General features: G+C 41.9%; 16 protein-coding genes and 1 pseudogene. 9 read left to right on the plus strand and 8 right to left on the minus strand.

Annotated elements, in window-relative coordinates; translation table 11 throughout:
* Positions 1–173 precede the first annotated feature (173 nt).
* The 4 genes and pseudogenes from A3775_RS18095 to A3775_RS23805 form a co-directional block, all read right to left on the minus strand.
* Entirely contained in the window at positions 174–986 is an 813-nt protein-coding gene (locus tag A3775_RS18095) for an SDR family oxidoreductase (RefSeq protein WP_066426125.1), read from the minus strand.
* A 451-nt stretch (positions 987–1,437) separates the two neighbouring features.
* Positions 1,438–1,578 carry a ribbon-helix-helix protein, CopG family gene (locus A3775_RS25425; RefSeq protein WP_156481671.1) on the minus strand — a complete coding sequence of 47 codons (141 nt, stop codon included), beginning with the start codon at positions 1,576–1,578 and terminating at the stop codon, positions 1,438–1,440.
* A 421-nt stretch (positions 1,579–1,999) separates the two neighbouring features.
* A complete protein-coding gene (locus tag A3775_RS18100) occupies positions 2,000–5,290 on the minus strand; it encodes a PAS domain-containing protein (RefSeq protein ID WP_066426127.1) in 3,291 nt (1,096 codons plus the stop codon).
* A gap of 154 nt (positions 5,291–5,444) precedes the next feature.
* Positions 5,445–5,567: pseudogene (locus A3775_RS23805) on the minus strand (class II glutamine amidotransferase); the annotation flags it as partial.
* Positions 5,568–5,693: 126 nt separating this feature from the next.
* On the opposite strand from A3775_RS23805, the gene A3775_RS18105 reads away from it, so the two are divergent.
* From A3775_RS18105 to A3775_RS18115, 3 genes are all read left to right on the plus strand, one after another.
* A complete protein-coding gene (locus tag A3775_RS18105; RefSeq protein WP_066380461.1) occupies positions 5,694–6,836 on the plus strand; it encodes an aromatic acid exporter family protein in 1,143 nt (380 codons plus the stop codon).
* 211 nt (positions 6,837–7,047) lie between these two features.
* The gene (gene msrB / locus A3775_RS18110; protein WP_066426128.1) at positions 7,048–7,542 is read left to right on the plus strand and encodes a peptide-methionine (R)-S-oxide reductase MsrB; all 495 of its coding nucleotides are present in this window, start codon (positions 7,048–7,050) and stop codon (positions 7,540–7,542) included.
* A gap of 91 nt (positions 7,543–7,633) precedes the next feature.
* Entirely contained in the window at positions 7,634–8,491 is an 858-nt protein-coding gene (locus A3775_RS18115) for a 2-isopropylmalate synthase (protein WP_066426130.1), read from the plus strand.
* A gap of 162 nt (positions 8,492–8,653) precedes the next feature.
* On the opposite strand, the gene A3775_RS18120 is transcribed toward A3775_RS18115, so the two are convergent.
* Both A3775_RS18120 and A3775_RS18125 read right to left on the minus strand, forming a co-directional pair.
* The gene (locus A3775_RS18120) at positions 8,654–10,240 is read right to left on the minus strand and encodes a B12-binding domain-containing radical SAM protein (RefSeq protein ID WP_066380450.1); all 1,587 of its coding nucleotides are present in this window, start codon (positions 10,238–10,240) and stop codon (positions 8,654–8,656) included.
* Between the two features lie 288 nt (positions 10,241–10,528).
* Positions 10,529–10,888: a helix-turn-helix transcriptional regulator gene (locus A3775_RS18125; RefSeq protein ID WP_066380448.1), complete on the minus strand. Its 360-nt coding sequence runs from the start codon at positions 10,886–10,888 to the stop codon at positions 10,529–10,531.
* A gap of 121 nt (positions 10,889–11,009) precedes the next feature.
* Here A3775_RS18125 and A3775_RS18130 point away from each other — a divergent pair, with 121 nt between their 5' ends.
* From A3775_RS18130 to A3775_RS18140, 3 genes are all read left to right on the plus strand, one after another.
* Complete coding sequence (locus tag A3775_RS18130; protein WP_066426131.1) at positions 11,010–11,699, plus strand: MBL fold metallo-hydrolase; 690 nt, start codon at positions 11,010–11,012, stop codon at positions 11,697–11,699.
* A gap of 33 nt (positions 11,700–11,732) precedes the next feature.
* Complete coding sequence (locus A3775_RS18135) at positions 11,733–12,266, plus strand: rhodanese-like domain-containing protein (protein ID WP_066380444.1); 534 nt, start codon at positions 11,733–11,735, stop codon at positions 12,264–12,266.
* 130 nt (positions 12,267–12,396) lie between these two features.
* Complete coding sequence (locus A3775_RS18140) at positions 12,397–13,239, plus strand: sulfite exporter TauE/SafE family protein (RefSeq protein ID WP_066426135.1); 843 nt, start codon at positions 12,397–12,399, stop codon at positions 13,237–13,239.
* A gap of 159 nt (positions 13,240–13,398) precedes the next feature.
* On the opposite strand, the gene A3775_RS18145 is transcribed toward A3775_RS18140, so the two are convergent.
* Together A3775_RS18145 and hemE are read right to left on the minus strand one after the other, a co-directional pair.
* The gene (locus A3775_RS18145; RefSeq protein WP_066380440.1) at positions 13,399–14,358 is read right to left on the minus strand and encodes an NAD(P)-dependent oxidoreductase; all 960 of its coding nucleotides are present in this window, start codon (positions 14,356–14,358) and stop codon (positions 13,399–13,401) included.
* A gap of 147 nt (positions 14,359–14,505) precedes the next feature.
* Entirely contained in the window at positions 14,506–15,558 is a 1,053-nt protein-coding gene (hemE, locus tag A3775_RS18150; RefSeq protein WP_066380438.1) for a uroporphyrinogen decarboxylase, read from the minus strand.
* 294 nt (positions 15,559–15,852) lie between these two features.
* Here hemE and A3775_RS18155 point away from each other — a divergent pair, with 294 nt between their 5' ends.
* The 3 genes from A3775_RS18155 to A3775_RS18165 all read left to right on the plus strand — a co-directional run bounded on the left by A3775_RS18155 (position 15,853) and on the right by A3775_RS18165 (position 19,705).
* Entirely contained in the window at positions 15,853–16,611 is a 759-nt protein-coding gene (locus tag A3775_RS18155; protein ID WP_066380436.1) for a hypothetical protein, read from the plus strand.
* 47 nt (positions 16,612–16,658) lie between these two features.
* Positions 16,659–18,725: a S9 family peptidase gene (locus tag A3775_RS18160; RefSeq protein ID WP_066380429.1), complete on the plus strand. Its 2,067-nt coding sequence runs from the start codon at positions 16,659–16,661 to the stop codon at positions 18,723–18,725.
* Positions 18,726–18,847: 122 nt separating this feature from the next.
* Entirely contained in the window at positions 18,848–19,705 is an 858-nt protein-coding gene (locus A3775_RS18165; RefSeq protein ID WP_066426137.1) for an Rpn family recombination-promoting nuclease/putative transposase, read from the plus strand.
* Positions 19,706–19,776 lie beyond the last annotated feature (71 nt).

Raw genomic sequence — 19,776 nt, forward strand, 5'->3', positions numbered from 1 at the left:
CATAATAGATTAAATAGGTTCGTAGTCAGGACTTTAGTCCGGTTTTGAGGACTGAAGTCCTCACTACAAACTAACCCACATTATAACTGAGAAAATAATAGATAAAATAGGTTCGTAGTCAGGACTTTAGTCCGGTTTTGAGGACTGAAGTCCTCACTACAAACTCACCTCAACTATAACTGAGAAAACAGTTTTTCCCAGTCAATTACCGGGGGTCTAGTTCCCTTATTGACTAATTCAAAAACTTGTCCTTGAGTAGTAGGATAAAAAATCGATTCTACACAAGCGGCAGCAACATCAATTCTACTAGCATCACCGCCCAGGGTGTCACCTTTAGCGATGACTACATCTAATTTACTGTCTGTGGTAGCTTTTAAGAGAGTATTCAAATCATAGGAAGTATAAGGGCCATCAATCAAGCGTCCCGGACGAATGATAGTGTAAGGTAATCCTGAAGTGACAATTGCTTCTTCTCCTTTTTGTTTCGCATCCAAGACACCAAAGGCATTGAGAATACTAAAAGGTGGCTGATGTTTACGGAGAATTCCCACAGATGAGACAAAAACAAACCTTTTGAGACTGCGGGGGGCGGTGTTGACTAAGTTACTCACACCTTCAGCATCGACTTTTGTCGGGGTATTTTTTGCCTTGGCTTCTCTGAAGTCCTCATCTAAAAAAATCTTCGGCCAGTCAAATAAGTTAAGCTGGGAGTCAAACTCCCATCTGGCAGAAGGGAAAGCTGTAGTTCCAGTACAACAGATGATGTGGGTGATATTTTCTAATGCGGTGGTGAGTGTGCTGGGTTCGCGGATGTCGCCGACAGCAATTTCCACTTTGTTATCAAACATCTTTGCCGCTTTTTGGGCGTTGCGTGTCAAGATGCGAACTCTGACATTCTTCTCTAACAGCTTTGCTACTACCAGTTGTCCGACTCCACCAGTCGCACCAGCAACTAATACCAAATCTTCATCTCTTACAAAAGTCATACCCGCCTTTAAGATAGCCTACTGTTAACTTTACTCAAAAATGTGAGTCTGTTGTTTGCTACCAGGGGGAGATATCGCAGACAAAAGCCCAGTCTTAACAACTGGGCTTTTGATTCTGTAAAGGGGATATATTCCCCAAGAGGTTCATTATAAAGTTTCTGTATAAATCGCTGTACTTTGCTTTGTTAATAAGTAATACCACTGCATTTTTAGCAATTCCGGAAAACAAGCAGAAATTTTGGGTTAAATATTTCGCGGTGGCTTTGATTGTTTCATGACTTACGCAACTGGCATATTAGGGACATCCAGATAAAAAAATATCCAAAATGTAGGGTGCGTCAGATATCGACAATACGTTTATTGATAGCATTTAAACAGTCTGACGCACCCTACAAGACTGTTCCCTGTTCCCTATTCCTGACCAAAATAATGGGATACAAGCCCCGTGCTTCTAGCACGGCTTTTTAGGGAGTTTTTTGATATAGTCCCGAATAACTTCTGAAACCATCCTATTAGTATCATCGGCATAGTTTTTCAATCTTTCAAGTTCTTCTTCGGAAAGTCGTACTCTTAAAGTTTTTTCTCTCGGCATTGTGGCAGTATTTGTGCTACACTATAGAAGTAGTCTAGCACAGGCAGGAATCCGTCGGTACTGCCACAAACCTACGACGTAAAGCGATGCTAGTACGTGAGGAGCGTGCATACTTCAATAAAACGCATGGACTCTCAAGAGTGCCGATACCAGTAAAGTTCAATAATTGGCGTTGCCAGAAACAGCGTACTGTAGGGCATACAGGAACGTGGGGAAAAGAGAGGAACAGATTTTAAGGCACTCTCGGTAAAGTACCTAAACGCTTGGGGAGATAAGCCCACTGGGGCTAGTTGCCATAGCTAAGTAATACCACCTTTGGGTAGGGTTATTTGGTGAGGGAGTCGAATTAGCGAGCCTGATTCCTTCTAGTTTTAAGGTGTGTCAATGAACCAAGAATCCTCGGACTTTAGGACGAGGAGTGTCAATAATAAATGCTATCGTTGTCCACAAGGCTAGCAACGGCAGAGGCTAAAGTATCTGGTTCGATGGGTTTGGCTATGTGCATTTGAAACCCTGCCGCTAAGGCTTGTTGCTTGTCAAATTCTCCTGCGTAAGCAGTCAAGGCGATCGCGGGAATTTGTCGATTAATATCTGGGGTTTTCGTCCTGACTTGGCGTAACAGTTCATAGCCATCCATGTAGGGCATTCCAATATCGCTAACTAAAATATTGAGTTGGGATTGTGCTAGGACTTGCAGGGCTTCTAATGCAGATGATACTGTAATTACTTCTGCTTGATACATTTGCAGCACAAAGGTGACAAAATCCCGCGTGTCCGCGTCGTCATCTACTACTAAAACTTTAATGCCGTTGAAGTCGAACGAGATATCTGGCTTTTGATGGTGCTGTGGAGTATCAGAATTAGGAATGGTTGTTGGTAATCTCACGGTGAAAGTAGCACCTTGCCCAATACCAGGGCTATCAGCTGCAATTGTGCCACCGTGTAATTCTACTAAGTGTCGGACAATTGCCAATCCTAATCCTAAACCACCGAATTTTCTGGTAATACTACTATCTTCTTGACGGAAGTAATTAAATATGTATGGTAAAAAATCGGGACTGATGCCTTTGCCTGTATCACGGATGCTGATTTGAGCATAATCTTCTATCTGCTCTAGTCTGACTACTACTTGTCCGCCTGGAGGCGTAAATTTCACAGCATTAGAGAGCAAATTCCAGGTAATTTGTTGTAAGCGGGCTGGATCACCGGCTACTTGTACAGAGTTTGTCTGAATAATGCTTTGAATCTGAATTTTTTTGTTTTCTGATGCTAAACGCAGTGCTTCTGTGGCATTGGAAATGGTGGCAGCAAGATTGACTGTGGAAATATTCAGGTTGATTTTGCCCTGGAGAATCCGAGATACATCAAGTAAGTCTTCAATCAGACGCGCCTGTAATTGAGCATTGCGCTCAATAATTTCTAAGGCTTCTTCTTGCTTTTGGGCGTTTAATCTGCCAGTTCTGAGTAGTTTAATCCAACCGAGGATGGGGTTAAGTGGGGTACGAAGTTCGTGGGAGAGAACGGCGAGAAATTCATCTTTAATCCGGTTCGAGGCTTCGGCTTGCTCACGGGCGGCTTGTTCTTGTTGTAATAGCCGCTCACGTTCTGCTTCCATGCGTAGGCGATCGCTCACATCTAAAACCAGCGACAGCACTGAAACCAAGTTACCAGACTCATCCATTAAGGCGGAGTTATACCACTGACAATCAATCACACTCCCGGCTTTAGTGTAGTTGCGGTTCTGGATAACTACTTGTGATTCTATGCCTTCAGCCAATCGTGTGGCTACAGTTGTCATTCCTGCGGCATCTTCCTCAAAAACGAAATCCCATTCATCAAATCGCTTGCCCAATACTTCCTCTAATTGCCAGCCAAAAATGCGTTCGGCGGCTTTTGACCAACGGGACACCCGAAATTCTTGATCCCACTCAATTACTGCTAGCGGCGAATTTTCTACATGGAAGTTCAGCTTTTGTAGCACTTGTCTTAATTCTGCCTCACGCTGCTTACGCTCAGTGATTTCCTCACAAACAATACTGATGCCAATAATTTGGTTGCCATTCTTTAAAGGTAAAAACTGCTCTAGCCAGGTGCGCTGGACACCAGGTTGAGCCGGAGTTTCCCCAGAGATTTCTACATTTAGCCGTGCTTCCCCTGCCAGTACCTGCCGTAACAATGGCTCGGCTTCATTGGCTAAATGTGGTAGTAACTCGCGGACTGTGCGGCCGATATGCTCCTCTACAGACAATCCATTAATTTCTGCTAATCGTTTGTTAATCCGTACAAAGCGCAAGTCTGTGTCTAAAACACTCAGTCCTATGGGGGCAGATTGGTAAATTGATTCAATCTCAATGAGTTGTTGCTGTAGCTGTTCTTCACTTTGTCGCAAAGCTGTTTCTGTTTGTTTACGGTCTGTAATATCTGTTGCTACATAGCAAAATCGAGGACGCTCAAACAGGGGAGAATTAATCGGGAAGACTGTGACTGCTAACCATTGCGGTTTCTTTTGCCTATCGTCGTGAACATACTCGAATTGCACTGGTTTACCTTGCAGTTGAGATTCCCGGTAATGAGTCAGCCATTTTTGAATAATAGCTGGTGGCGCACCTAGTTCGCTGGCTAGTTTACCAATTGTACTACCTGGTTCATTGCCAAAAAAACGGCAGGTGGCGATGTTATCGTAAATGTGAAGAATATCATTTTCTGTTAATTCCACAACTCCCATGAGCATCGGCACGTTGTCGTAGTAACTCCTGAGTGTGGCTTCTCTTTGAGCTAAGGCGGCATGAGCTTGTTGTAATTGAGCAGTACGTTGTGCTACCCGTTGCTCTAATTCTTGGTTTGTCTTTTGCAATTCAGCTTGTAGCTGTTGGTGTTCTGTTCTGATTTGCACCAGTTCACTAATATCGCGTCCTTCGGCAATTAACAGGCTGACTTGCCCTGATTGATTAAGTACAGGTTTGAGGGAAAAATCTATGGTGATGATGCGATCGCCTGCGGTGGGGTGTAGTCCATCGTTTGTTCCCAATATCTCGACTTCATACCTAACAAATTCCCCTCTAGCAGCTTGCGCGATCGCTGTCTTTAGTCGTGCTTGCGTTTGCGGTGAAATCGTCCACCATCTTGTTTCCCACACCGGGCGATTAATCACATCTGCCAGCGTTAAGCCACCAAAATCCAGTGCTGTTTGATTAACTTCTATGACAATGCCATCAACGGTGAGTAGTCCGATAAATTGAAAAGTGGCATCAAAAATTGCTCGGAATCGCTGTTGACTTGAATACAGTTGCTCAGACTGTTTGCTCTTCTCAATCGCACTCTTGATCGTGCTGCGTAACTGTTCTGGTGTCAGTTGTGCTTGCACTAAATAATCTTCTGCTCCCGCTTTGATGGCGCGCACTGCTAAGGCGGTATTTTCGCCACCAATCATCACCACAGGAGGACAGATTTCTCCCAGTTGGGATTTGAGCTTTTGTAAAATTTCTAAGCCCTCTTGCTGATTGAGGTAAGATTTCAGGATAATGCTGTCGATTCTGCTACTCTGCTGCTGGTTAGCCGGAACACGAAACAAATCAAAAACTTCTTTGACCGATTTTGCTGTTATTATTGTATAATAAATGTTCTCATCAGCATTCAGATAAGACTGATACTTTTCCTGATTAATTTGTAAATCATCAACAATGAGAATCGTCGATTGGCGTTTTTTCGGCATAGGCTTCAAGCCATTCCAAGGTTAATGATTTGCTGTCTCTTATCTGAAAAAAATGGTTTTGCGTTCGCTTGTGAATTACTTCACCAGTATAGAAAATCCTGCAACAAGCCACATAGAGAATAACATTTTTTGCGTCTTAACCAAATAGTTGTGATCAATATTTTTTAGGCAACCCATCCTGAAATACTAGCAATTCTCCCGGTTGAATTGGTGTCCAAATTGCGTTATCTGTCAGGGGAGTAGTGGCAATTACGGCAACGCGATCACATGGAATAACTTCTGTTTCAAGAGCCTCCTGCCTTCTGCTAGAAAATTTCCATGGCCAATTCTTACCATTTCCTCATCTCCAATCCCCAATTTGCGCTAAATTTCAGACAAATCAGATATTATTCTTCTAACAGGCATGGTAAAACATACAGATAACCCTCCAACGGTGGTGAGTTCTGTAAACAGTCGCTGGCGATCGCATTTTGACAGACTGTTCTCGAAAGTTACAACTTGGGCAGGTACTCCCCAAGGGTTATCATTGATTTTGCAAGGCAAAATGGCTCTGAAAATGGCTATAGCCTCAGCCATCTCCTTAGTAATTTCCCAGAGTTTGCAATCCCATTACCCGTTTTACGCAGTGATAGCGGCGATTATCGTCATGTCATCTACCCACGGTAGCACTCTCAAGCTAGGCATTCAGCGATTAATCGGGACAGTGATTGGTGCGATCGCAGGTGCAGCATTTACTGTTATATTAGGCAGTAATTTCTGGTCACTGGGAATATGTGTATTTATCACAATCTTTCTAGCTTCCCATTGGAAATATCATGAAGCCGCCAAGTTAGCAGGATACGTTTCCGCAATTGTGATTTTGAGCTACAATCACTCACCTTGGTTATATGCTTGGCACAGATTTCTAGACACACTTTTGGGTATTAGTGTCGCCGTACTGGTAAATAATTTAATTTTTCCCGCCCGTGCAGGTAAAGAACTCCGGCGTTGCTTATCTCAAACACTGATCAATTTGCAACAATTGTACAGCTTAGTTGTCCACTGTGCGTTTACAGGCATCTATGATCGCCCTGCTGCTAATGAGTTAAAAGCTAATATTATCACTTCCCTCCGCACAGGCAAGGAACTCTGGCAAGAAGTCAGACACGGGCAAACCAGCGAACCACCAGAAACACGAATCAATCAAGCTTGGGAATTTCTCATGCGCCGCATTTGGGAACACATTTTAGCTATGGAACATACCGTATTAGCTCGACATCAAGATACCTTCTGGCAAATGCTATCACCCCAAATTAGCGAACTCGCACAAGAAACTCAAAATGCTATGCTCACCTTAGCAATAGCTGTTAAATCTACACACTCGCAGATATCTTTACCAGAAATAGAAATTGCACTGGCTCATGCAACCAGAGAATTAAATCAACTACAAGCAACTAAACAAACCGATGATAAAATGGATGAGTTGCTGCGGTTTTTTACCTTCTTTTATACAATGGAAGAAGTAGGCAGAAAATTACAAAGAATGGCAGCTTTATTAAGTGATTAGTCATTAGTTATTAGTCATTAGTCATTAGTCATTAGTCATTAGTCATTAGTCATTAGTCATTAGTTTTTCTCCTTTGCTTCCCCTGCTTCCTCGGCTTTCTCCGCTTCCTCCGTCAATAATTTCCCACCGCCAAGCGGATTAATCTTCATGGTAGTGAAATTACGCCATAAATTTCTTGCTTAGTTAGGTAAAAATACAAAATAATAGATATATGCACAAACGTGAGTTTTTACAATCTGGTGCTGCATTAGTTAGCACAGCTTTGTTATCACCTTACATTTTACAAAGGTCAAACATCATGGCAACTTCTAATACTAATTTTGAAATTACCAAAACTGACGCAGAATGGCGCAGCATTTTAACACCAGAACAATTTAAAGTCTTGCGTCAACACGGTACTGAACGCGCTTTTACCAGCCCACTCGACAAGAACTATGCTGAGGGTACTTATGTCTGTGCTGGTTGTGGACAACCCCTATTTACATCTGATACCAAATTTAACAGTGGTACTGGCTGGCCTAGCTTTTTCGCCCCCATTGAAGGCGCAATTGCTACTACCGTAGATAGGTCTTTCTTTATGACCAGAACTGAGGTACATTGTAGCCGTTGTGGTGGGCATTTGGGTCACGTTTTTGAAGACGGCCCCGCACCCACAGGACAACGTTATTGTATGAACGGTGTAGCGTTGGAATTTAACCCCGCCTAATATCTAGTGTAAGGGTTTAGCAATGCTAAACCCCTATTTTACATAAAATGAGTATTAGCTAAAATACCCTAAAAAATTAATTAAATATTAAATGAATAAAGTCATAATCTTTGATACTACCATGCGTGATGGAGAACTTACGCCTGGTGTGCAGATGAATTTAACACAAAAAATTGCTATCTCCCAATTACTCGAACAAATGGGAGTAGATATTATAGAAGTAGGTTATCCGGCGAAACTACCGAAGGATTTTGATGAAGTATTTCATATTGCTAAAATCATTAAAAAGTCTACTATTTGTGGTTTAGCTAATGCAAATACCAATGAAATCATCACTCTGGCAGAAGCACTAAAACCAGCTAAAAAAAGCAGAATTCATACTTATACACCTGTCAATTTAAAGCATTCTTCTCAATTGCGAGAATCAGAAACTTTAGAAATAATTAAAAATAGTATTTCCTTGTCACGCAATTATACTGATGATGTGGAATGGAGTGCTTTTGATGCTCCCAGAAGTGATGCAGATTTTTTATGCAAAGCTATTGAAACAGCAATCAAAAGCGGCGCGACTACTATTAGTATACCCGATACTTTAGGTTTATCCTCACCAGCAGAATTTTCACAACTTTTAGAGATGATTTTTCAGCGAGTCCCTAATATTGAGCAAGCTATTGTTTCCGTTCACTGTCATGATGATTTGGGGATGGCGGTAGAAAATTCGCTGATGGCTTTAAATTGTGGTGTGAGACAAGTTGAGTGTGCAATTAATGGTTTGGGTGCAAGGAAAGGAAATGCAGATTTAGAAAAGGTGGTGATGGCAATTCAACGGGAAAATTTTCAAGTTAATATTGATATTTCTTTGATGAGACAAGCATCGGAATTAGTCGCAGAAATCACTGGGGTTAGGGATGAGGATAGGAAAAAATTGAACGCAGATAAACGCAGATAGACGCAGATGAATCTGGATTATATTCGGTTGTAATCTGCTATGTTTTGTTATCAATCAAGGGAGTGGGGAGTAGGTAGGGGTTTAGGTATATCAGTAGGGTGCGTCAGATAGCAAAAATCTGTTGATTGACAGCGTTTAAGCCGTCTGACGCACCTGACAAACTTAACTAGCTATGGGTTCGGCTGTTTTCTCTACTGGTACATAGGGTTTCTCTGCACCTTGGGCTAAGTATTCTGCGAGTTGTTTTTCGATTTGGTCGCGGACGATTTGGCGGTATTCTAGAAAATGCTCGTTATGGGCGCAAACTGCTAGATAATGTTCCGCAACTCCAGGGTTATGCTTGATAATGCTAAATAAGTGATGCCAGAATTTCCAGCGTGTTTCCCGTTTGATTCCTTGTCGCCAAATTACTGTCAGTAAGGCTTTAATTACTATTAACTCTGGCATTTTAAAGGGTGTTTTGTAACGGGGCGCACCTAACATCAGGAAACACCGATAGGTGCGATCTAAATATTTCACAGGATCATATAAAGTACAGAAAGCTTCGATGTACTCTCTGGCGATATCTTCTAAGGAACGGGTGGGGATAAAATTCATCAAGGTGGTTTGGTTGATGTTACCGTCTTGATTTTCCCGTAGTCTTCCTTCTTTCTTCAGTCGATGCCATAATGCTGTGTTGGGTAAGGCTTGCAACATGGCGAAGGTGGTGGAGGGAATTCCAGCTTGTTCGGCAAATCTGACGATGCGATCGCCTGCACCGGCTTTTTCTCCATCAAACCCAATAATAAACCCAGCCATCGGGCGCAACCCAGCTTTAATGATGGTTTGCACTGCGTCAGTTAAGGAACTACGAGTATTTTGGAATTTCTTCGTTAGTTCCAAGCTATCCTCGTCTGGTGTTTCAATTCCTAAGAATACGGCGGAGAAACCAGACTCTACCATTAAATCTAGCAGTTCTTGGTCTTGGGCTAAATCTACGGAAGCCTCGGTATCAAACTTAAATGGATACTGATGTTCTGCCATCCAGACTTTTAACTCTTTCAGCAACAGCTTCACGTTGCGCTTGTTACCGATAAAGTTGTCGTCAACCATGAATACACCCCGTCGCCAACCTAATTCATATAGGTAATCTAACTCGGCTAATAGTTGGGCTGGGGTTTTGGTGCGGGGTTTGCGTCCATACAATACAATGATGTCGCAGAATTCACACTGGAAGGGACAACCACGGGAAAACTGCACCGACATCATGTCATACGCATCAAATTCTAATAAGTCAAACCGGGGGATGGGTGTAGTTGTGACATCTGGTTTTTCTGCGGTGCGGAATGTACCAGAGGTTTCGCCCCGTTGCACCGCTTCCACAAACATTGGTAGGGTGATTTCCCCTTCATCTAAAATTAGGAAATCTGCGCCCACGTTTTGGACTTCATGGGGTGTAGATGTGGGATAAGGGCCACCGACAGCTACTAATTTACCACGACGTTTAGCTTCTTGGATTTGCTCTAGTAAGTCTTGTTTTTGGACTATCATCGCGGAGAAAATCACGATATCCGCCCAAGCCCATTCTTCTTCTGTGGCTGGACGAATGTTGCGATCCACCAGCTTAAATTCCCATTCTTGGGGTAAAATCGCTGCTACTGTCACTAAACCCAATGGTGGTAACAGCACTTTGCGATCAACTAAAGCCAAAATTTTCTCGTATGACCAAAAAGTTTTGGGAAATATTGGATACACCAGTAGAACACGCATCTCGTATCAATCCTCACGCTGTGATAGTGATTCCAATTTAACGAAAATAATTACTTACTGACTTTTCACTAAATTGGCTTTAGTTTACCGCAACTTTGTCATTCAAAATAGGGGCTAGGTGTTAGAGACGAGAGGAAAGTGGTGGGGTTTCCTATTATTACAGGACTTAGGCAACTGGCATATTAGTAGGGTGCGTCAGATGTCAACAATATGTTTATTGACAGCATTTAAACTGTCTGACGCACCCTACAAGGCTCATCTGATGTTTTTTATCTTTTGAGGGCTATGTTAACGGCGTTCACTCAAAGCTAATGCACTATTTTCTAGTTGTTTGAGTGTTTGTGACTGTTCTTCTAATCTTACCGTTAAACTCTGACACACTAAATCACATAAATCAAAAATAATCGGATCGGCTATTTCATAATATACGCTCACACCTTGGGGTTGACGCTTGATAATTCCTTTCTGCGCCAAAATTTGCAGGTGCTTGGAAACATTAGCTTGTTTTAGCTGGGTAATTTCCATGATTTCTGTAACGTTCTTTGCACCTGTTTTCAGCGCACACAAGACTTGTAAACGGCTGACTTCTGATAAAACTTTGAAATACTCTGCAATGGGTGAAAGCGTCAATGGAGATGGTTCCAGCATAGTGCAATCAAATTGAATAATTTTTTTGTTGACATTTTGTATTGTAACATGGTTATATTGTATTACTATATAGTAGTAGAGTAGACAAAACTAGACTGAAGACTACCCAGGAGTCAAAACTATGTTGTTTCGCCAGCTTTTTGACCCAGAAACCAGCACTTACACCTATTTAATTGCAGATGAAGCTAGTCAGATAGCGGTTTTAGTTGATCCGGTGTTGGAACAAGTGGAACGCGATCGCCAGTTAATTAAGGAATTGGGTTTGAGATTGGGTTACTGTTTAGAAACCCACATTCACGCCGACCATATCACAGGTTCGGGGAAATTGCGCGAGTTAACAGGATGTCAGACTATTGTACCTTTTGGGGCTGATGCTGTTTGTGCTGACCGCAAAATGCAACATGGTGAAGTGTTGCAAATTGGCTCAGTGGAAATTAAAGCGATCGCCACTTTAGGACACACTGACAGTCATCTGACTTATTTGGTGAATCAAACCCATTTGTTAACGGGAGATTCCCTACTGATTCGCGGTTGTGGACGTACAGACTTTCAAAGTGGTAATGCAGGTGCGCTGTATGACTGTATCACCCAAAATTTATTCACCCTACCCGATAGCACACTGGTTTACCCAGGACATGATTATCGGGGACAGACTGTTTCAACGATAGGCGAGGAGAAAAAATATAATCCACGTTTTGTTGGACGCGATCGCTCTGATTTTATCACCTTGATGGGGAATTTAAATCTACCCAATCCGAAAAAGATAGTTGAAGCAGTACCAGCTAATCAACGCTGTGGTCAAGCAAGCTAAAAATTTAAAATTCTCTGATTCAAAATAAAGAACATGGCACAAACTACAAAACTCCCAGAAATTGACGCAACCACACTTAAACAGTGGTTAGACTATAACAACATCTCACTGATTGATGTGCGTGAACCTTCAGAATATGCAGAAGAACATATCCCCGGTGCAAAGTTATTTCCTCTCTCCAGTTTGCAACCGCAGCAAATCACCTCACAGGGAGAACCCATAGTTTTATATTGTCGTTCCGGTAATCGTTCTGGACAAGCTGCTAATAAACTGATAGCGGCTGGTCTTAACAACGTGTATCATTTGCGTGGTGGACTACCAACCTGGAAAGCCGCAGGTTTCCCCACTAAAATCAATCCTCGTGCGCCAATTAGCATGATGCGACAAGTACAAATTGTTGCAGGTTCATTAGTGTTAACAGGGACTTTGTTAGGTGCGTTTGTTTCACCTTGGTTTTTAATTTTGAGTGGCTTTGTTGGTGGTGGCTTAGTGTTTGCAGGGGTGACAAATACCTGTGCAATGGGAATGTTATTGGCGAAACTACCTTATAACCGACGCATGGGGTAACTATACCAATTTTCCAAAAGCAAGAAATAGATGCTTGGCTTGAAAAGCCAGAGGTCATCTGTATTTCTTCATTTTGAATTTTGTAGGCGTAAGCCTTCCCGTAGGGTATTTTGAATTTTGAATTGGTATTATGATTTGGATTATCGGTCATCTACTCGCCGTTGGTATCGGTATTAGCTTAGGTTTACTAGGTGGCGGTGGTTCGGTGCTAGCTTTACCTGTGTTGGTGTATGTCATGGGGGTAGCACCAAAAAATGCGATCGCCATGACTCTAGTCATCATTGGTACAGTCAGCATTCTGGGATTAATCCCCCACTGGCGCGCCGGAAATGTCTGGTTAAAAACTGCTTATATTTTCGGTTCAGCAACGATGGTAGGTGCATTCCTGGGAGCGAAGTTAGCCACTTTACCATTCATTACCGATGCTATACAAATGTTACTGTTTGCGCTGTTAATGCTGGTCGCTAGTCTATTGATGATTCAGCGTAGCGCACGCCCTAAAAAAACAGATGATATTATACCATATCCGAAACCTGTTTGTAAATATTGTTGGTTGTGGTTGATGAGTGAGGGTATAGTTGTCGGTACGTTGACGGGTTTAGTGGGTGTTGGTGGGGGGTTTGCGATTGTACCCGCCTTAGTGTTACTCGGTAAAGTGCCGATGAAAGCAGCGATTGGCACATCATTATTAATTATTACCATGAATGCGATCGCTGGATTTATTGGCTACTGGGGACACGTTACTCTAGACTGGGGTTTGATGTTGTCGTTTATCTTAGCTGCTAGTGTCGGGACTATACTGGGTGGATATTTGTCTGGGTTTATTCCGGCGGCGAGGTTACAAAAGAGTTTTGGTTATTTTGTGCTGGCGGTGGCGGCGTTGGTTTTATTTCAAAACCGTGATACTTTCTGGCAATGGTATACACCGAAAAATGCTGCTTCTGCTAAGGTGAGTTTACAGTCGAGAGTGTAGTGTTGTGGAATATGGGGTGAAAGGCTCACGCAGAGACGCAGAGGCACAGAGAAGAAGAGTTTAAGAGAGTTTTTCCGCTTTTTCTCTGCGTGTTTGCACGCCCGTTGCTTTAAGTCGGTGGAGCAGCCCAATGCACTGTCTCGCCTCTGCTTGATCAAATCATATTTGTGGGCTTTTAACGCCGCTAATTTTTAAGACATCACTCATGGTTGCACAGTAATTTGGTAGTTCAAAACTTTCAGGGTTAACTACTGTGTCATAAGTAAAATGTCGATAGTTCATGCAGAATCTATCCCAAGCTGCCATTTGAATTTTAAAGACGGCAATAATTACGTTGGCTAGGGATATGGATAAGGGGATGCGGAAGTAAATCTTTTTGCCGAGATAAGCACAAACTTGTTCTATGGCTTGGTTGGCGGTTAAGCGTTTTTGTCCTAATACTAATTTGCGGGGTGCGTTGGGTTGGGGAGGATGGATAATTAAATGTTTAACGACGCTGGCGATGTCTTTACCGTGGATAAAGTGAAAACTGCCGTCGGCTTTTAAGAAGCGAATTATATTAATATATTTGGTGACTTCGGGTATGCCTGATGTCAGGTGTGAATAGGGTTTGTTGCCATCACCACCTAATACTAAGGTGGGAAATACAGTGGTAATTTTGGGTGCGATCGCTAGTCCTGAAATTTTTTGTAAACATTCATATTTTGACCTGATATAATCTGTACCAATTTCTCCTGCTTCTTTGAGTGGTTGATTTTGGTGGTCTAAAACACTGGCTGTAGAAAAATATATAACTTGTTGACAACGGTCAGCATCTAACAAGTTGAGTAATTCTAATGTTTTAACTACATTAATATCAAAAGTTTGTTCACCACCCCAAGCTGTAGCGGTGAGAACTGCAATATCAATTGTTGGTAATAATTCAGCTAATTGGCTGATATTTTGCATATCACCCTGCAAAACATGAAGACCAGGGCGCACCTGAGTATCAACTTGCAGTTTACTGGGGTTTCTCACCAATAAATATAATTCGTAATCTGTTTCTTTAATTAAGCTTTCACTGATATAGTGACCGATACAGCCACTAGCACCGGTGACTAAAATACGTTTTTGAGTCATAAACAAGCACAAGGCAAAAATATTTACCGTCTCACATAAAAGTCAATAGTCTCTAGTCTAAAGCCAATAGTTCCCAGTCAACATTCTGGTCACAACTTGATTAACTGGTTTGCTATTGACTAATGACTAATGACTATTGACTAATAACTACACAAGCACATTGAGTTGCTTGGCGGTTTCAAAGAAGAAAGCTACGTTTTCTTCTGGGGTATCTGGTAGTACACCATGACCGAGGTTAAGAATGTGACCCCAGTTACCAGCTTTGCGAACGGTATCAATGACGCGATCGCGGATGAATTCTTTTGAGCCGTATAATACGCCTGGGTCAAGATTACCTTGAACTTTAACGTGTTTACCTAATCTGGCTCTGGCTTCTGCCATGTCTAATGTCCAGTCTACGGTGACGACATCAGCACCGGATTTCGCCATGCGTTCTAATACACCTGCGCTACCAGTGACTAACAAAATCAATGGTGTGTCTGGGTGAGTGGCTTTGATTTGCTGGAATACCCGTTGTTGGTAGGGTAGAGCAAAGGTGTCATAATCTTGGGGGCTGAGTTGTCCTGCCCAAGAATCGAACATCTGTACTACCTGCGCCCCGGAATCGATTTGATAACGGGCATAAATGGCGATCGCATCTGCTAATTTTTCTAGGAGATGATGCAAAACCTTGGGTTCTGAGAACGCCATATTTTTGATGACAGAGTAGGTTTTTGAACCTTTCCCTTCTACCGCATAGGCGGCTAAAGTCCAAGGCGCGCCCACAAAGCCCAATACCGTTGATTTGTTGCTTACTTCTTGACGCAACGCCTGCAAGATAGTTTTGATAAACGGTAGAGCTGTTTCTGGTTCTAAGGTATGCAGCGCGTCAACTTGTGCTTGAGTGCGAATGGGCGCATGAATGATCGGGCCTTTACCTTCCGCAATGTCCATTTCAATCCCCAAACCGGGTAAAGGGGTGACAATATCGGAAAATAAAATTACTCCATCGGGTTGGAAAGCTTTCCAAGGTTGTAGGGAGACTTCAATCGCTACTTCTGGAATTTCGGAGCGATCGCGAAATGAAGGGTATTTCTCCCTTAAATCCCGATAAGCTTTCATATATCGTCCCGCTTGTCGCATCATCCATACAGGGGGACGATCTACAATTTCACCACGAGCAGCCCGCAATAAAAGAGGAGCCGTTGTCGCAACACCCATTTAACACTTCATCCTAAGTCACTTTTTTATGTCAATGTTTAGCTTATCATTCTGGGATTACGCTTTATCAATAGACAGCCACAAAACAAAGGACAGAGGGCGGCAGAAACCAAATAAATTTGAGGTTTAATATTCATGCTTTGATTGACTCTAATTAGCTGGAAAACCCGCATTAAACAGAGATTAGCCAGGGAATTTGTGAGCAGCAGTCACACATTCCTCACTTCTTGTCTCTAGCTTCTCACCCTAAACTGATGCTCAAATTTCTTAACTTATTTCTTAACTTAACTTAATATGCAAGCCAACTCTGATAAATCCTCTAGTTTTGCATCTGCTGATAGTAAATATTACTCAGGAAAGTTATTAATTCCCCGTTCTCAACGTCGGATGTTCTGTTTTCAGTTCACATTGATGACTGTTATCGGTTGGGTTGCCGGTGGTATCGCCAGCATTGCGATTGAAAGAGTGATTTGGCAAAGTCTTCCAGCGACATTAGCCGCACAGCCACAAATTTGGAATTTTTGGATCAGATTGATTGCTAATATTGTTTTTGCGGTACTTTTCGCTGCTGATCAAGCTCTAGTTGTGCGGCGTTACTTTCCTTTTTGGCGATGGCTGCTAGCTACAAGCCTGGGCTGGCTGCTTGCTCACAGTGTCTCTACTGCTTGGATTAATTATATTTCCACTCTGGCCAATTCACTTGAGCAAAGTTTAGCTTCTGAAGTTGCGTTGACTTTGGGATTGTTGTCAACAATTCTATATATTCTGTCAGGAATTTGGTTTGGGTTGTGTCAATGGTTAGTTTTGCGACGTTACACAGTCAAAGCTTGGTGGTGGAATTTTTTACCCTCTGTTGCTTTTTTGTGTATTAGTATGGCGGTTTGGGTGCTGTCTGTGGGACAAAGTTTCATACCGGAATTACATCGTACTTCTCTAGTGTATTGGAGTCAACAAGGAATTACGGCTATGATTCTCGGAGTTGTACCAGCAATTGGCTTGTGTCGGTTGAAAAAACGCTCACAGCGTCAAGCTGGCATTGCTAGCCGCGCCTAAATTTGTGCTGGCTAGTTGTTTGATATGGGATCAAGGTGACAAACATAATGACTAAAGAACAAGTTTTACAAACAAATATTTATCCACCTGTTGCACAAAAACACCCCCAAGTTTTAGAGTTACATGGCGATCGCCGCATAGACAACTACTTTTGGATGCGCGACATTGATAATCCCGAAGTCATAGCATATCTAGAAGCAGAAAACGCCTACACCAAGGAGATGATGCAGCATACAGAATCGCTGCAAACTCAACTCTATGATGAAATGCTGTCTCGCATTAAAGAAACTGATTTATCAGTGCCGTACCGTAAAGATAATTACTATTATTATTCGCGTACTGAAGCGGGAAAAGCTTATCGGATTTATTGCCGTAAAAAAGGTAGTTTAGATGCGCCTGAAGAAGTGCTACTAGATGAAAATGAATTAGCCGCCGGACATGATTTCTTTGATTTAGGTATCTTTGAAATTAGCCCGAATCATCAAATCTTAGCTTATTCATTTGATACTACTGGTTCTGAGCGATATACACTTTACTTTTTGGACTTGAATACCCGGCAGTTATACCCAGAAAGAATAGAGGATACTTATTTTTCTTTTTGTTGGGCTAACGATAATCAAACAGGTTTTTATACCACGATTGATGCTGCTAATCGTCCTTACCAGTTATTCAGGCATACTTTAGGCACTCCCACATCTGAAGATGTGTTAATTTATCACGAACCGGATGATGGTTATGCTTTATATGTTGATAATACTCGCTCACAAGCATATATTTTGATGACTTTGCGGAGCAGTATCACCACAGAAGTTCACTATTTAGATGCCAATCATCCTTGTGGTAATTTTCAGATAATTTACCCACGCACGCCCGGTATAGAATACGATGTAGACCATCATAGTGATTACTTCTACATCATTACTAATGAAGCAGCTACTAATTTTAAATTAGTCAAGACTCCTATAGCTGCCCCATCAAAAGAAAACTGGGAAACAGTAATTCCTCACCGAGAAGATGTTTTGTTATCAGGAATTAGTTTGTTTGCTAATTATTTGGTAATTTATGAACGCCAAGATGGGCTACAAACTGCCAGGGTAAAAAAATTATCTACAGGTGAGGAAAGTAAAATTATCTTTCCTGAACCAACTTATGAATTTTCAGAAGGTAATAACCCAGAATTTCATACTAATATTCTGCGCTTTAATTACACTTCGTTAATCACACCGCCATCGGTGTTTGATTACGATATGCAGACAAAAGAACGGGAATTGAAAAAGCAAACAGAAGTGCTGGGTGGCTATGATCAAACTCAATATCAAAGTGAGTGGTTAATGGCTACAGCCGAAGATGGTATTCAAGTTCCCATATCAATTGTTTACAAACAGGGAATACAAAAAGATGGGAGAAATCCCCTGATTCTCACAGGATACGGTTCTTATGGTGTTTCTTACCCAGCATCTTTTTCATCTAATAGACTAGCATTATTAGACAGGGGTGTAGTGTTTGCGATCGCTCATATTCGTGGTGGCGAAGAAATGGGGCGCAAGTGGTATGAAAATGGCAAATTCTTACACAAAAAGCACACCTTTACTGATTTTATCGCCTGTGCGGAATATTTAATTAATGAAGGTTGGACAGCAAGCGATCGCCTTGCCATTACTGGTGGTAGTGCTGGCGGTTTATTGATGGGAGCAGTAATTAATATGCGCCCTGATTTGTTTCAAGTCGTCGTTGCTAATGTGCCGTTTGTTGATGTCGTATCTACAATATTAGATACCTCTCTCCCCCTGTCAGCAATGGAATGGGAAGAATGGGGAAATCCTAATGATCCCGTCTACTATGACTACATGAAATCATACTCACCCTATGATAACGTCAAAGCACAAAATTATCCCGATATGCTGATTACGGCTGGCTTAAATGATTCCCGTGTGAAATATTGGGAACCTGCCAAATGGACAGCCAAATTACGCGCACTTAAAACCGACAATAACCTTCTCTTACTCAAAACAAACATGGATGCTGGACATAGTGGCGCATCTGGACGTTACGAAAGCTTAAAAGAATTAGCTTTTGAGTATGCTTTTATCCTCGAACGTTGGGGTTTGGTGTAAGGTAAGCAAGGTAAAAGGCAAAAGGTAAAAGGTAAAAGTAAAAATAAAAATAAGACAAGATTTTACATTTTTACTTTTTACTTTGATGCCTCATGCCAAATTAAGAATTAATAAAATGCTTTATGCGTAGAGATTCAATATTTTATCAACTATTTCAACAATCTCCTAGTCTGCTATTTGAACTATTGACAAATAGACCAACAAATGCAGAAGCTTATCGATTTGATTCTGTAGCCGTCAAAGAAGCAAAATTTGAAATTGATGGGGTATTTCTTCCACCAGAAAACGAAAGTCCAGGGGTGGTATATTTCTGTGAGGTGCAATTCCAAAAAGATGAACGACTGTACGAAAGGTTATTCGCAGAATCATCATTATATTTTTACCGCAACCGTGACCGATTTAGTGATTGGCAAGCAGTGATCATTTATCCGTCACGGAGTGTAGAACAAAGCGACATTTATCCGTATCGGGGATGGTTCAATAGTAATCAAGTACATCGAGTGTATTTGAATGAATTGGGGAATATTCGTCAATTATCCTTGTGGGTAGCATTGATGGTGTTGACGACTGTAGAAGAAGCACAAGCAGCCCAAGAAGCCAGATATTTGCTCGAACGTGCCGCAGTTGAACAACCTGAAACCGCAAGTCACGCCATAATTGACTTAGTGACCACAATCATGGTTTACAAGTTTGAACAATTAAGTAGAGTTGAGGTAGAACAGATGTTAGGAATTACACTGAAGGAAACACGAGTTTACAGGGAAATTAAAGAAGAAGGGCGAGAACAAGGGCGGGTAGTGGAAGCGCGATCGCTCATTTTGCGTCAATTAACTCGTAGACTAGGAGAATTACCCCCACCAGTGCGTCAACAGGTAGAAAATCTCTCCCTCGAACAATTAGAAAATCTTGCTGAAGCACTGTTAGATTTCACGAGTTTAGATGATTTACAAGCTTGGCTGTCAAACAATTCGGGATGTTAATAGAAAAAGCGCATGGCGCAAACAAATTCAAAATTCAAAATTCGTCTTGAAAAGTTTCCTACGGCGGGAAA

The sequence above is a fragment of the Anabaena sp. 4-3 genome (genome assembly GCF_001597745.1).
GTDB lineage: Bacteria > Cyanobacteriota > Cyanobacteriia > Cyanobacteriales > Nostocaceae > Trichormus.

Coding starts and splice junctions, on each gene's coding strand:
- A3775_RS18160 (WP_066380429.1), top strand. CDS start 16,659: ATGACTAAAGAACAAGTTTTACAAACAAATATTTATCCACCTGTTGCA.
- hemE (WP_066380438.1), bottom strand. CDS start 15,558: ATGGGTGTTGCGACAACGGCTCCTCTTTTATTGCGGGCTGCTCGTGGT.
- A3775_RS18105 (WP_066380461.1), top strand. CDS start 5,694: ATGGTAAAACATACAGATAACCCTCCAACGGTGGTGAGTTCTGTAAAC.
- A3775_RS18120 (WP_066380450.1), bottom strand. CDS start 10,240: ATGCGTGTTCTACTGGTGTATCCAATATTTCCCAAAACTTTTTGGTCA.
- A3775_RS25425 (WP_156481671.1), bottom strand. CDS start 1,578: ATGCCGAGAGAAAAAACTTTAAGAGTACGACTTTCCGAAGAAGAACTT.
- A3775_RS18100 (WP_066426127.1), bottom strand. CDS start 5,290: ATGCCGAAAAAACGCCAATCGACGATTCTCATTGTTGATGATTTACAA.
- msrB (WP_066426128.1), top strand. CDS start 7,048: ATGCACAAACGTGAGTTTTTACAATCTGGTGCTGCATTAGTTAGCACA.
- A3775_RS18095 (WP_066426125.1), bottom strand. CDS start 986: ATGACTTTTGTAAGAGATGAAGATTTGGTATTAGTTGCTGGTGCGACT.
- A3775_RS18115 (WP_066426130.1), top strand. CDS start 7,634: ATGAATAAAGTCATAATCTTTGATACTACCATGCGTGATGGAGAACTT.
- A3775_RS18125 (WP_066380448.1), bottom strand. CDS start 10,888: ATGCTGGAACCATCTCCATTGACGCTTTCACCCATTGCAGAGTATTTC.
- A3775_RS18165 (WP_066426137.1), top strand. CDS start 18,848: ATGCGTAGAGATTCAATATTTTATCAACTATTTCAACAATCTCCTAGT.
- A3775_RS18140 (WP_066426135.1), top strand. CDS start 12,397: ATGATTTGGATTATCGGTCATCTACTCGCCGTTGGTATCGGTATTAGC.
- A3775_RS18130 (WP_066426131.1), top strand. CDS start 11,010: ATGTTGTTTCGCCAGCTTTTTGACCCAGAAACCAGCACTTACACCTAT.
- A3775_RS18135 (WP_066380444.1), top strand. CDS start 11,733: ATGGCACAAACTACAAAACTCCCAGAAATTGACGCAACCACACTTAAA.
- A3775_RS18155 (WP_066380436.1), top strand. CDS start 15,853: ATGCAAGCCAACTCTGATAAATCCTCTAGTTTTGCATCTGCTGATAGT.
- A3775_RS18145 (WP_066380440.1), bottom strand. CDS start 14,358: ATGACTCAAAAACGTATTTTAGTCACCGGTGCTAGTGGCTGTATCGGT.